The 12928-nt window shown below is 62.9% G+C and carries 8 protein-coding genes and 2 pseudogenes; all 10 read right to left on the bottom strand.

Features of this window, described 5'->3' with window-relative positions:
* Positions 1-12 precede the first annotated feature (12 nt).
* The 10 genes and pseudogenes from LDP01_RS15260 to pcrA all read right to left on the bottom strand — a co-directional run bounded on the left by LDP01_RS15260 (position 13) and on the right by pcrA (position 12928).
* Complete coding sequence (locus LDP01_RS15260; RefSeq protein ID WP_224093752.1) at positions 13-930, bottom strand: sugar phosphate isomerase/epimerase family protein; 918 nt, start codon at positions 928-930, stop codon at positions 13-15.
* 85 nt (positions 931-1015) lie between these two features.
* Positions 1016-2527 carry a CoA-acylating methylmalonate-semialdehyde dehydrogenase gene (locus LDP01_RS15255; RefSeq protein WP_224093750.1) on the bottom strand — a complete coding sequence of 504 codons (1512 nt, stop codon included), beginning with the start codon at positions 2525-2527 and terminating at the stop codon, positions 1016-1018.
* Between the two features lie 41 nt (positions 2528-2568).
* Positions 2569-4494 (bottom strand): 3D-(3,5/4)-trihydroxycyclohexane-1,2-dione acylhydrolase (decyclizing), encoded by a 1926-nt coding sequence (gene iolD, locus LDP01_RS15250; RefSeq protein ID WP_224093857.1) that lies wholly within the window; start codon positions 4492-4494, stop codon positions 2569-2571.
* A gap of 40 nt (positions 4495-4534) precedes the next feature.
* Positions 4535-5506, bottom strand: a complete 972-nt coding sequence (locus tag LDP01_RS15245) for a Cgl0159 family (beta/alpha)8-fold protein (RefSeq protein WP_224093747.1) — start codon at positions 5504-5506, stop codon at positions 4535-4537.
* Entirely contained in the window at positions 5503-6522 is a 1020-nt protein-coding gene (gene iolC / locus LDP01_RS15240; RefSeq protein ID WP_224093745.1) for a 5-dehydro-2-deoxygluconokinase, read from the bottom strand. The genes LDP01_RS15245 and iolC overlap by 4 nt, the downstream gene beginning before the upstream one ends.
* Before the next feature lie 162 nt (positions 6523-6684).
* Positions 6685-7089: a tautomerase family protein gene (locus LDP01_RS15235; RefSeq protein WP_224093743.1), complete on the bottom strand. Its 405-nt coding sequence runs from the start codon at positions 7087-7089 to the stop codon at positions 6685-6687.
* 222 nt (positions 7090-7311) lie between these two features.
* Positions 7312-8215 (bottom strand): annotated as a pseudogene (gene sucD / locus LDP01_RS15230) (succinate--CoA ligase subunit alpha).
* 12 nt (positions 8216-8227) lie between these two features.
* Entirely contained in the window at positions 8228-9397 is a 1170-nt protein-coding gene (gene sucC, locus LDP01_RS15225; RefSeq protein WP_224093741.1) for an ADP-forming succinate--CoA ligase subunit beta, read from the bottom strand.
* Positions 9398-9661: 264 nt separating this feature from the next.
* Positions 9662-10351 (bottom strand): hypothetical protein, encoded by a 690-nt coding sequence (locus tag LDP01_RS15220; protein ID WP_224093739.1) that lies wholly within the window; start codon positions 10349-10351, stop codon positions 9662-9664.
* A gap of 23 nt (positions 10352-10374) precedes the next feature.
* Positions 10375-12928, bottom strand: a pseudogene (pcrA, locus tag LDP01_RS15215) (DNA helicase PcrA).

The raw sequence follows: 12928 nt of genomic DNA, 5'->3' as shown, positions 1-12928 counted from the left end.
CGCGTGCGGGAGCTACTGGACCCGCGTGCGCGAGCCGCAGGAAAGCAGGTAGTTGCGTGTTCGCTTGGCGATGGGCATCGGTACATCGAACGCTACCGGGTACATGTCCTGCTCCACGATGCCGAAGATCGGCCGGTTGAGGCCTTCCACAGCTTCAATAACGGCGCGCAAGTCCGGAAGCCCGTTGGGCGGCTCGGTCATGACGCCGGCCAGGTTGGCAGCAGCCCAGGTCATGTTCTTCTCGTTGACCTCTGCCAGGATCTCCGGGTTGATCTGCTTGAGGTGCAGGTAGCCGATCCTGTCCGGGTAATTCTTGATGAGCTCAAGGCTGGAAGCGCCACAGTATTCCGCGTGGCCCGTGTCCAGGCAAAGGTTCAGGTACTGCGGATCCGTTGCGGCCAGAAGGGTTTCGATGTCCTGTTGCGCGCCAACGTGCGAGTCAGCGTGGGAGTGGAACTGCTGGTGCAGGCCAAAGTCCTCCAACAGGACCTTGCCCATCCGGTTGTGGCCTGCGAAGAGATCAGCCCATTGCTCGTCGGTCAGTTCGCCATTCTCTACGGCCTCACCCGTGACGTCGTCGCGCCACATAGCCGGGATAACCACAATGTGCTCGCCACCCATTGCCGCAGTCAGTTCGGCCACCTTGCGTGCCGGCTCCCAGGCTTCGTCGTACTGCCTGGCACCACGGTGGAAGGCAGTGAACACCGTTCCTGCAGTGACCTGGAGGTCGCGCTGCTTGAGCTCTTCTGCCAAGCGGGTGGGGTCATTCGGCAGGTAGCCGTACGGACCCAGTTCGATCCATTTGTATCCGGATTCAGCAACCTCGTCCAGGAACCGTTCCCACGGAGTCTGCTGGGGGTCATCGGCAAACCACACACCCCAGGAATCGGGAGCGGTGCCGATGATGAGCTTGTTCTCGACGTCAGTCATGACAGCGGTGTCTTTCTCTATCAGGGCCCATGCCGCCAGGTTTCCCTGGCCGAGCTTGCGAGGCGAGGGTGGCGGTGGGGATGGGTTAGTTGGAGGGGAAGTTGTAGGAGGCGCCGGAGGCGTGGGTGGGTTCGGGCCAGCGGGAGGTGATGACTTTGCCGCGGGTGTAGAAGGAGACGCCTTCGGGGCCGTAGATGTGTTTGTCGCCGAAGAGGGAGTTCTTCCAGCCGCCGAAGGAGTGGTAGGCCACCGGGACGGGCAGGGGCACGTTGATGCCCACCATCCCGACCGTGACCGAGCGCTGGAACTTGCGGGCGTTCGCACCGGAGGAGGTGAAGATCGCGGTGCCGTTGCCGTACGGGTTGGCGTTGATCAGCGCGATGCCTTCGTCAAGGTCGGCGACGCGGACCACCACCAGGACGGGTCCGAAGATTTCCTCGGTGTAGGCGGTCATTTCGGTCTTGACGTGGTCGATCACGGTGGGGCCGACCCAGAAGCCGTCTTCGTGGCCGGGGACGACCAGGTCGCGGCCGTCCACCACCATGGCCGCACCGGCGGTTTCTGCTTCGGTGACGATCCTGAGGATGCGTTCCTTCGAGGCAGGGGTGATGACCGGGCCCATCTCCGCGCCGGGTTCGGTACCGTTGCCGACCTTCACCGCCAACGCACGTTCCTGGACCTTCTTCACCAGCAAATCAGCGGCGTCCCCCACGGCCACGGCAACCGAGATCGCCATGCACCGCTCCCCCGCGGAGCCAAACGCGGCGGCGGCGAGGTGGTCTGCTGCGTTGTCCAGGTCCGCGTCGGGCAGCACGATGGCGTGGTTCTTCGCCCCGCCCAGGGCCTGGACCCTTTTGCCGTGCTTGGTGGCGGTCTCATGGACGTACTGGGCAATCGGGGTGGAACCAACAAAGGAGATCCCGTCCACGTCCGGGTGGGTCAGGAGCCCGTCAACGGTTTCCTTGCCGCCGTGCAGGACCTGGAACACCCCATCGGGTAGGCCGGCCTGCTTCCACAGGCGCGCGAGCAGCATCGGAGCGGACGGGTCACGCTCGGAGGGTTTGAGGATGAACGCGTTGCCGGTGGCGATGGCCATCGGGGCCATCCACAGCGGCACCATCACGGGGAAGTTGAACGGCGTGATACCGGCAACGACGCCCAGGGGTTCGCGGAAGGAAAACACGTCGATGCCGGTGGAGACCTGGTCCGAGTAGTCACCCTTGAGCAGCTGCGGGATGCCACAGGCGAACTCGATCACTTCCAGGCCGCGGCCGATCTCACCCTTCGCGTCGGAGATCACCTTCCCGTGCTCGGCCGTGATCAGCTCCGCAAGCTCATCCACGTGCGCGGCCACGAGTTCACGGAACTTGAACAACACGCCCGTGCGCTTCGCCAGGGAAATATCACCCCAGGACTCCGCTGCTTTCTTCGCAGCAGCCACCGCAGTGTTCAGGTCAGCCTCGTTCGCCAGGCGCAACTCAGCCGTGACCTGCCCGGTCGCCGGGTTATAGACGGGCTTGGTCTGTTCTCCCTCACCTGTGGACTCGGCGCCGTCGATGAAATGGTTAATGGTGGTCAGTGTGGTCGTCGTCGACATGCGGACTTCCTTTGGTCTGTGGGACGGTAGCTTGGGGGAGGTTAGCCGAGCAGTTTGCGCTGGCGGTTCTTGTGGTCGGTGTAGGTCTTGTAGGCCTGCTGGGTGGATTCGAGGTCCGAGACCTGGGAGACGGGAACGTCCCACCAGGACTCCGAGCCGGGGGCGTCCAGCAGAGGATCGGACTCGATGTGAATGACGATCGGGCCGGTTTCGGGGGCTGCTTTGGCTTCCTTGATGGCAGCGCCGAGGGATTCGATGACGTTCTCGCCCGGTTCGATCCGGATGACTTTCGCGCCCAGGGACTCGGCGTTGGTGGCCAGGTCGATCGGCAGGTGCTCACCGGCGTCGAAACTGTGCTGTTCCTTGTCAAGGACCCGGTACTGCGTCCCGAATCGCTGGGAACCGAGCGACTCGGACAGTGAACCGATGGAGGCATAACCGTGGTTCTGGATCAGGACCACGATCAGTTTGATGCGTTCGGCGACGGCGGTGACCAGTTCGGTGTGCATCATCAGGTACGAACCGTCCCCCACCATCACGACGACGTCCCTGTTGGGACCGCCGGCAGCGGCTTCGGCCAGAGCGGCGCGCTTTACGCCCAGCCCGCCCGGGATTTCGTAGCCCATGCAGGAGTAGGCGTATTCCACGTGGTAGCCGAACGGGTCGCGGACGCGCCACATCTTGTGCAGATCACCAGGCAGCGAGCCCGCAGCGCAAATAACGACGTCCTGGTCATCCATGGCCTTGTTAGTGGCGCCGATGATCTCGTTCTGGGCCGGCAACGGCGTATACCGGGTGTCGAAGGCCTCGTCCACGATCGCGTTCCAGCGCTTCTTTTCGGCTGCGACCTTCTGTTCCAGATCAGCACCAACGCGGTAGCCGCCCAGCGCCTGGTTCAGCTTCACGAGGGCCTTGCGGGCGTCAGCGACCATCGGGATGGTGGTGCCGTGCTTGTACGCATCGATCGGGGCGACGTTGATGTTCACGAACTTCACGTCCGGGTTCTGGAACGCCGTGCGGGACGCAGTGGTGAAGTCTTCGTAGCGCGTGCCGATGCCGATGATGAGGTCCGCTTCGGCAGCGATGGCGTTGGCCGCCGTCGTGCCCGTTGAACCAATGGCACCAAGGGAGAACTTGTGGTCCCATGGCAGGACGCCCACGCCCGCCTGCGTGTTCCCCACCGGAATGCCGGTGAGTTCGGCAAAGGCTGCGAGTTCCTCGTTGGCGTAGGCGTAGAGCACGCCGCCGCCGGCGATGATCAACGGGCGCTTGGCTGCACGGATGGCCTCAACAGCGCGTCGGATGTCATCGTCCTCGGCCTCGGGACGGCGGATCCGCCACTCACGCTCGGCCAGGAACTCTTCCGGAACGTCGAGGGCTTCGGCCTGGACGTCCTGCGGCAGGGAGATCGTGACAGCACCGGTCTCGGCCGGGTCAGTCAGGACACGCAGGCCGTGGTGGAACGCCGAGAACAACTGCTCCGGACGGGACACCCGATCAAAGAACTTGGACAGCGGGCGGAAGGCATCATTGACTGTGATGTCGTATGCGTACGGCAGCTCCAACTGCTGCAGCACGGGATCCGCGGCACGGGTGGCGAACGTGTCGCTCGGCAGCAGCAGCACAGGCAGGCGGTTGGTGGTTGCCAAGGCAGCCCCCGTCAGCAGGTTCGATGAACCCGGCCCGATGGACGTGCTGATCGCGAAGGTCTGGCGACGACGCGTGTGCCGTGCGTAGCCAACTGCCTGGTGTGCCTGGGCTTGTTCGTTGCGGCCCTGGTAGTACGGCATGATGGACGGGTCCGTGGCCTGGTACTGCTTCAACGCCTGGCCAACGCCGGCAACGTTGCCGTGACCGAAGATACCGAACATGCCCGGGATGAGGCGCTCACGGTACTCCTGGCCACCGATGGAATCCACCGTGTACTGCTTGGAAAGGAACTCGACCACGGCCTGGGCCACGGTCATCCGACGGGTTGCTGTTCCTGTTGAGGTCCGCATGGCGGGGCTACTCCGATACTTTCACTGGAATACGGTCTGACGAGGTGTGCTCCCCCGCAACTGGTGCGGGCCCGGTCGAAGGTGCAGTGCTGTTCAACAGCGAGGCGGCTGTCGCCACCGCACCTGCCACATCGCCGTCGTGCGGGTAGAGCAGCGTCCGGCCCACGGTGAGGCCGCGGACGCCCGGGAGCGCGAGGGCGGCCTGCCAACTGGCGAAGACTTCGTCCTGGGAGCCGTCGGGGTCACCACCCAAGAGCACAGTGGGAAGGGTCGTGGAGGCCATGACGCGCTCCATGTCGGCCACCACGGGCAGTTTCATCCACGTATAGGCACTCGTGGAACCCAGGCCCTCGGCGATACCAACGGACTTGATCACGGCGTCCGCGCGGAGGTCGTTGCGGACCTTGCCATGGGCGTCACGCACCGACAGGAACGGCTCCACCATGGCGATGAGCTTACGTTCGGCCAACGAATCGATGGCTTTTGCGGTCGCTTCAAGGGTGGCCACCGTGTCCGGGTCTCCCAGACAGATACGCGTGAGCATCTTGCCGCCGTCGGCACCGAGTGCCTGCAAGGCGGCAGCTGTGTGGCCGGTGAACCGGTCATCGAACTCGTTGACCAGGCCAGCCAGGCCACCACGGTTCATCGAGCCGAAGATCAGTTTGCCATCCAAAGCACCCAGCAGCAGCAGGTCATCCATGATGTCCGGTGAGGCAAGGATTCCATCCACGGCCGGGTTGGCGAGGGCGATCTGGAGCCGGTCCAGGAGGTCCCGGCGATCGGCCATTGCCATCGGCTCCGGCCCCACCGCCAGGGCACCACGGGCCGGATGGTCGGCAGCAACAATGAAGTTCTGGACCCCGTGCTTCAACCCAGGGTGGCGACGCCGGTTGGCAGCCGCGCGTGCGACGGCTTCCGGATCCTCGAGCCGGATGCGGCTCAAGTGCTCGTACCGGCGGGGGTCATCGTTCAGGCTCAACGGACTGCTCCTTCTGCGAACGTGGGTGCTGCCGGCGTGGAAGCTCCCGGGATCCGCCGGCCGCGTTCCGCGAGCAGCGAGGTGACCTCATCCGGCGTCGGCATCGCATCCGCGCAGGACACGCGGGAGGCAACGATCGCACCCGCGGCATTTGCGTAATCCAGCACCTCGGACAACGGCCAGCCGGACAGCAGGCCATGGCAGAAAGCGCCGCCGAAGGAATCACCGGCACCCAGGCCGTTAACGGTTTCCACCGGCACAGGGGCCGAGACGACACGCTCAGTGCGGGTCTTGGCCATGACGCCTTCCGGGCCGAGCTTCACCACCGCGATCTCGACGCCAGCTGCCAGCAGGCGGTCTGCCTGCTCGTCCGGCGTCCCCTCACCTACGGCTACCGCGCACTCCTTGTCGTTGCCGATCGCGACCGTGACGTGCGGGAGGATCCTGGCAACTTCTGCGCGGGCTTCCTCTTCCGAATCCCAGAACATCGGCCGGTAATCCAGGTCCAGGATGGTGAACTGGCCTTCCTTCAAAGCAGTCCGGGGCCGGGCCTCGTGGGCGGCGATGTGCGCGCTGCGGCTGGGTTCCTGGCAGAGGCCTGTCACCGTGGACCAGAAAATGCCCGCGTCCCTAATGGCATCCAGATCCAACTCTTCGGTTTTGATCTGCAGGTCCGGCGCCGTGGGGAAGCGTCCGTAGAAGTAGAGAGGGAAATCTTCCGGCGGCTTGATCGCGCAGAAAGTCACCGCTGTGGGGTACTCCTTGACCGGGGAGACGAACGAATCATCAACATTGAACTTGCGCAGTTCCCGGTGCAGGTAGCTTCCGAACGCGTCGTCGCCCGTGCGGGTGATGACACCGGCGCGGCGGCCGTGGCGCGCAGCAGCGACCGCCACGTTGGAGGGCGAACCTCCCAAATACTTGCCGAAGGACGTCACATCCTCCAGGTCCACCCCAATATCGTTCGGGTAGATATCAACGCTGATGCGCCCGATCGTAAGCAGTTCGTGGGTCACGATGATCGTTGACCTTTCTCTTGTGAACTCTGAACCTTTGAGCGCTGGGCCCCAATGCCTTGCCACCCCTCAGTGAGCGGGGCCACATGACTACTTTGCCCCAGATTTCATGTCCTGTCAAAGGTTTGTACTGACATATTTACAACATGACACGGACTGTATCTACTTGCGTGGGATGGCCAATTCTCCGGAGACATACTGGCTGCGCCCGAAGCCGAAAGACCAGTCGCCAGGCGAGTTCTCCATGTAGCCGATGAAGACATCCTCACCCTTGACACCAAGCCCACCAAGCCCTTCGGTGATGGCCTCGAAGAGCGAGCTCTTCGCCATCTGACTGCGGCCGCCCTGGGTGAAGATCTGGATCATGATCACGCCACGGCTGCGCCCAAAACCCAACCCGGCATCCTGGGCCACGATTTGCCCCTCCGGATGTTCAGTGAGGATGTGGAAGTAGTCACGCTCAGGGATCTCATACTCAGAGACGATTGCATTGTGGATGGCCCGGCTGATCGCAGCCAGTTCCTCCGCCGACCTGCCCTGATTGACGTCGATTCTTACCAATGGCATGTTTGCGCGCTCCTTGGAAGTGGTTTGTCCTGACATACTAACAAAGAATCAGGCGGAAGGTACAGGCCTCACAACACGCCTTAAAGCACGACGGCGGCCCCCGCCACCTTCCGTGGGAAAGGTGCGGAGCCGCCGTCGTGCTTTAAAGAGCAACGCGGGGTCACTTTGAGCCCATTCCACAGTCAGGAATGGGCCGTAAGTGACCCCGCGTTGCTTTGGGTACTAGAGGGTTGCGTAGACCTCGCGCAGCAGCTTGGCAGTTTCGGACGGCGTCTTGCCGACCTTCACGCCTGCAGCTTCGAGGGCTTCCTTCTTGGCCTGTGCGGTTCCTGCGGAGCCGGAGACGATGGCGCCTGCGTGGCCCATGGTCTTGCCCTCAGGAGCGGTGAAGCCTGCAACGTAGCCAACAACCGGCTTGGTGACGTTGGCCTTGATGAAGTCAGCAGCGCGCTCTTCAGCGTCGCCACCGATTTCGCCGATCATGACGATTGCCTTGGTCTCCGGGTCGGCTTCGAACGCAGCCAGGGCGTCGATGTGCGTGGTGCCGATGATGGGGTCGCCACCAATGCCGATGGCGGTGGAGAATCCGAGGTCGCGGAGCTCGTACATCATCTGGTAGGTCAAGGTACCGGACTTGGACACGAGGCCGATGGGGCCCTTGCCCGTGATGTTTGCCGGGGTGATGCCGACCAGGGCTTCGCCCGGGGTGATGATGCCGGGGCAGTTCGGCCCGATGATGCGGGTGATCTGGTTGCCGTCGGCGTCAACCTTGGACTGGGCGAGTGCCCAGAATTCGGCGGAGTCCTGAACCGGAACGCCTTCAGTGATGACTACAACGAGGCCGATGCCGGCTTCGATGGCTTCAACCACGGCGTCCTTGGTGAATGCCGGCGGAACGAAGACGATGGAGACATCTGCGCCGGTTTCAGCGATGGCTTCCTTGACGGTGCCAAAGACGGTGATTTCCTTTTCGCCGTGCAGGACCGTGCTGCCGGCCCTTGCGGGCGTTGACGCCACCAACAATGTTGGTGCCGGCCTTGAGCATCAGTGCGGTGTGCTTGGTGCCTTCGCCGCCGGTGATGCCCTGAACGATGACCTTGGAGTCTTTGTTGAGGTAGATAGACATTGTCGCGTCCCTTTACTTAGCTGCGTTGGCGAGCTCGGCGGCCTTGTCGGCGCCCTCGTCCATGGTGGCGGCCAGGGTAACCAGCGGGTGGTTGGCCTCGGTCAGGATGCGGCGGCCTTCCTCGACGTTGTTGCCATCGAGGCGAACGACCAGCGGCTTGTTCGCAGCAGATCCCAGCTCTGCAAGCGCACCCACGATGCCCTTTGCCACAGCGTCACAAGCGGTGATGCCGCCGAAGACGTTGACGAACACGCTCTTGACCTGGGAGTCGCCCAGGATGACGTCCAGGCCATTGGCCATGACTTCGGCGGAAGCTCCACCGCCGATGTCCAGGAAGTTGGCGGGCTTGACATTGCCGTGGTTTTCACCAGCGTAAGCAACGACGTCCAGCGTGGACATCACAAGACCGGCGCCGTTGCCGATGATGCCTACTTCGCCGTCCAGCTTGACGTAGTTGAGGTCCTGCGCCTTTGCCTTGGCCTCGAGCGGGTCAGCTGACTCCTTGTCCTCGAGCAGTGCGTGGTGCACGTGGCGGAAGTCTGCGTTTTCGTCGAGGGTAACCTTGCCGTCGAGGGCAATGATGTCGCCTGCGCCGGTGCGCACCAGTGGGTTGACCTCAACCAGGGTTGCGTCTTCCTTCTTGAAAACGTCCCAGAGCTTCAGAATGACGTCGGCCACTTTGCCGCGCAGTTCTTCAGCGAAGCCTGCGGCTGCGACGATCTCGTCAGCCTTGGCCTGGTCAATGCCCACAGCGGGATCGATGGCGATCTTGGCCAGGGCCTCGGGACGCTCAACAGCCAGCTGCTCAATTTCCATGCCGCCTTCAACCGAGCACATGGCCAGGTAGTTGCGGTTGGCGCGGTCCAGCAGGACCGAGAAGTAGAATTCCTCGGCGATGTCCGCACCCTGGGCGATCATCACCTTGTTAACGGTGTGGCCCTTGATGTCCATGCCCAGGATGTTGGTGGAGTGCTCAAGCGCCTCTTCGGCAGTCTTGGCAACCTTGACGCCGCCAGCCTTGCCGCGGCCACCAACCTTAACCTGTGCCTTTACGACAGTAACGCCGCCGATCTTCTCGGCAGCTGCCTTTGCTTCTTCAGGAGTGTGCGCCACGATGCCGGCGAGCACGGGTACACCGTGCGCTTCGAACATATCGCGCGCCTGATATTCAAACAGGTCCACGGTTTAGTGTCCTTCTACGTCGAAGTAGTTTTCTGTTCAGCCGGGAACCGCGATGACCGCGATAGCCAGCTGCGGAAAGTACGCGGTAACAACCAGGATTGAAGCCGGTCACATTGCGTAAGGTCCTCTCGGAACTTTAGCCCTTTGAGGAGTCCCGCCAGCTACACACTACCGGTTAAGTGAGTAACCTTACACTTCTATCGCGCGTAGAAAACTCGCAGAATGACGCGGTTTTTTGGCCGTTCATCGTCTGTTCGACGGCGATCACGTCGCCTGTTTCAGGTTCCCCGTGACCTCTTTGCCGCCGTCGGAAATCAGTTGGTAGCCCTGCCTGCTGACAAAGAACGCCACGCCACCGGAGACATTCCCGCAGGCAACACCGTCGTTATAGGCCGAGCACCGAAGGCCGTTGCGTTCGATGTTCTGCCCGTCGGCCAGCTCAGGCAGCTTCGAGATGGGGCCGCTCCGGCTCCCCTTGGGCCCGAACTCAGACTCCATTTGTGTTACGCCGGAACGACATGAGCCATACACGGCCTTGTCCGGCGTCAGGAGAACCGTGCCACCAAGATAACCCAGCCCTGTGCCACCGCAGTCGTCTGCGACGTCGGTTGGGTCAGGTTTGGCATACTTCGCCAATTCGCAATGGACGACAGGCACCACGGCGAACTTGTTGTTGGCCGCATCGGAATACGTGTTCGCCTCATAGGGGATGTTGATGTGGCCGCCCCTGGAGGAGGTCATGGCACACACGATGTTGCGGTCCGGCGTCACAAATGCGGTGACGTCCCCGCCGGCGGCCAGAGCGGTCTGCTCGGTAACCGGGACCTCCTTGAGCTGTTCCAGCGGAGGCAACGGCGCCGGGGAAACGTAGTCAGGGTCCTTCGTGGCGAACGAGCAGCCCGTGGCCAACACCAGGAGCAAAGCGGCAAGAATCCCCAATACAGTCCGTCGCATGCCACCAATTATGCCGTGAGGCGTCAGGCATCCAGTTTGGTCAGGGGCGCGTACCTCAGCAGCAGGCGCTTCTCACCGACGTCGAACTTCACCTTGGCGACTGTCTTGTCACCCGAGCCTTCGACCCCCAGCACCACGCCGTTTCCGAAGCTTGTGTGGTTGACCTTGTCCCCCACCACCACCGAAATGACTTCCTTTTGCGGCTGCACCCTGGTGCGTGCGACGGCGGCCGGGACGTCGGCGTCGAAACCGGCACTTGGGCTGGCGGCAACCCCGCGTGACGTGCCTGCACCCCAGAAAGAGCCGCCGTAGCGGTTGGAGCCGATGGGAGCATTTCCCCAACCGGCACCTGCCGCTTGCCGGCTCATGCCTTCACGTTTCCAGTCCACCAGCTCGGAGGGAATCTCCTCCAGGAACTGGCTGGCGGGGTTGTATTGGCTTTGGCCCCACATGCTTCGGACCTCGGAGCGCGTGACGTAGAGCCGTTTGCGTGCACGGGTAAGGCCCACGTAGGCCAGGCGGCGTTCTTCGGCCAGTTCCTTGGGGTCCGTGGCGGAGCGCTGATGCGGGAAGATCCCGTGCTCCATGCCGGTCAGGAAGACCACCGGGAACTCCAGGCCTTTGGCCGTGTGCAACGTCATGAGCGTGACAACGCCCATGCGCTTGGCTTCGGCCACCGCGGCGTCAATGTCCCCGCCGGGAGCATCAGGAATTTGGTCGGCGTCGGCCACCAGGGAAACCTGCTCCAGGAATTCGCCCAGCGAACCGTCCGGGTTGTCGCGTTCATACTCGCGGACTACGGCCACCAATTCGGCGAGGTTCTCCACGCGGGACTCGTCCTGGGGATCGTTGCTCGCGCGCAAACCGGCAAGATATCCGGTCTGCTCGAGCACAGCCTCCAGGGCAGCGGCAGCACCGGACCCGGAAGCCACCTCAGCAAGGTCATCCAGCAGCTTCACAAAGCCAAGGACGGCGTTCACCGAACGCGTTGCCATGCCGGGCGCCTGGTCAGCACGACGGGCGGCAGCCATAAAGGACGTCCGCTCGCGTTCAGCCAAGGCAGCGACGGCACCCTCGGCGCGGTCGCCGATCCCCCGTTTGGGTTCGTTCAGGACACGGCGGAGGTTGACGTCGTCGTCAGGGTTCACAAGGACGCGCAGGTAAGCCAGGGCGTCTTTGATTTCCTTGCGTTCGTAGAACCGCGTGCCGCCCACAACTTTGTACGGCAGGCCCACCCGGACCAGCACGTCTTCAATGGACCGTGACTGGGCGTTGGTGCGGTAGAAGATGGCGACATCGCCAGGACGCAGCCCTTCCTCGTCCTGAAGCCGGTCAATTTCCTTGGCGATGAACTGGGCTTCGTCGTGCTCGTTCTCTCCGACGTAGCCCACGATCTTCTCGCCATCTCCCTCTGCCGTCCACAGCCGCTTTTCCTGGCGGTTGGGGTTCCGGGAAATCACGGAGTTGGCGGCGGTGAGGATGTTCTGCGTGGAGCGGTAGTTTTGCTCAAGCTTGATGGTGCGCGCATTGGGGTAGTCGGCTTCGAACTCCACGATGTTGCGGATGTCCGCACCACGGAATGCGTAGATGGACTGATCGGAGTCTCCCACCACCGTGAGTTCGCTGGGCTCCACGTCAGTATCAGTGCCCAGGCCAACGATTTCCCTGACCAGGGCGTACTGGGCGTGGTTGGTGTCCTGGTACTCATCCACCAGCACGTGCCGGAAGCGACGGCGGTACGACTCGGCGAGCGCGGGGAAGGCCCGGAACATGTAGACGGTCTCCGCGATGAGGTCATCGAAGTCCATGGCGTTGGCTTGGCGCAGGCGCTGGGTGTAGCCCTTGAACACGTCAGCCACGGCTTGCTCGAAGGGGTCGTTGTGGTTTGCCGAGGAGACGTAGGAGTCGGCGTCGATGAGCTCGTTCTTAAGTGCGGAGATCTTGTGCTGGATCGCCTTGGGCGGGAACTTCTTGGGATCAAGGTCCAGGTTCTTGGACACAAGCGTGATCAGGCGCAGGGAATCCGCGGAGTCGTAGATGGAGAAGTTCGAGTTCAGGCCCACATTGGCGGCCTCGCGGCGCAGGATCCGAACACAGGAGGAGTGGAACGTGGAGATCCACATGGCCTTGGCCCGCCCACCCACCAGGGCTTCGATACGTTCGCGCATTTCCGCGGCGGCCCTTGTTGGTAAAGGTGATGGCCAGGATTTCGCCGTGGTGGGCACGCTTGGTGGCGATCAGGTAGGCGATCCTGTTACTCAACACACGGGTCTTGCCTGAGCCTGCACCCGCAACGATCAGCAACGGACTGCCGGCGTGCTTCACGGCTTCTTCCTGCTGTGGGTTCAAGCCTTGGAGGAGGGCGTCGGCGGACGGAAGCCTACCGGCCTCCTGGTTACCCCAACCACCGGAGGCAGGACGTTCATTTGTTCCAGTGCTGGACCCACCGCTGCCCTCACCGAACCGGGCACGGGAAGCGCCGCCGCCCGCGTGCCAAAGCTCCGGGGCAGCCTTGGTAGCGGCTTTGGAGCCTGCGTTGAAGGGGCCGTCTGCGTAGGGGTCGAACAACATATCCAT

It is taken from the genome of Arthrobacter sp. StoSoilB13 (assembly GCF_019977255.1).
GTDB lineage: Bacteria > Actinomycetota > Actinomycetes > Actinomycetales > Micrococcaceae > Arthrobacter.
The sequence above is the reverse complement of the archived record's forward strand: the minus strand, read 5'-3'. Positions and strand labels throughout refer to the sequence as shown.

Excerpts from the sequence above, each read along its gene's own strand:
- LDP01_RS15255 (WP_224093750.1), bottom strand. The coding sequence starts at position 2,527 with ATGTCGACGACGACCACACTGACCACCATTAACCATTTCATCGACGGC.
- LDP01_RS15260 (WP_224093752.1), bottom strand. The coding sequence starts at position 930 with ATGACTGACGTCGAGAACAAGCTCATCATCGGCACCGCTCCCGATTCC.
- iolD (WP_224093857.1), bottom strand. The coding sequence starts at position 4,494 with ATGACCGTGGCCCAGGCCGTGGTCGAGTTCCTTTCCAAGCAGTACACG.
- LDP01_RS15235 (WP_224093743.1), bottom strand. The coding sequence starts at position 7,089 with ATGCCATTGGTAAGAATCGACGTCAATCAGGGCAGGTCGGCGGAGGAA.
- LDP01_RS15220 (WP_224093739.1), bottom strand. The coding sequence starts at position 10,351 with ATGCGACGGACTGTATTGGGGATTCTTGCCGCTTTGCTCCTGGTGTTG.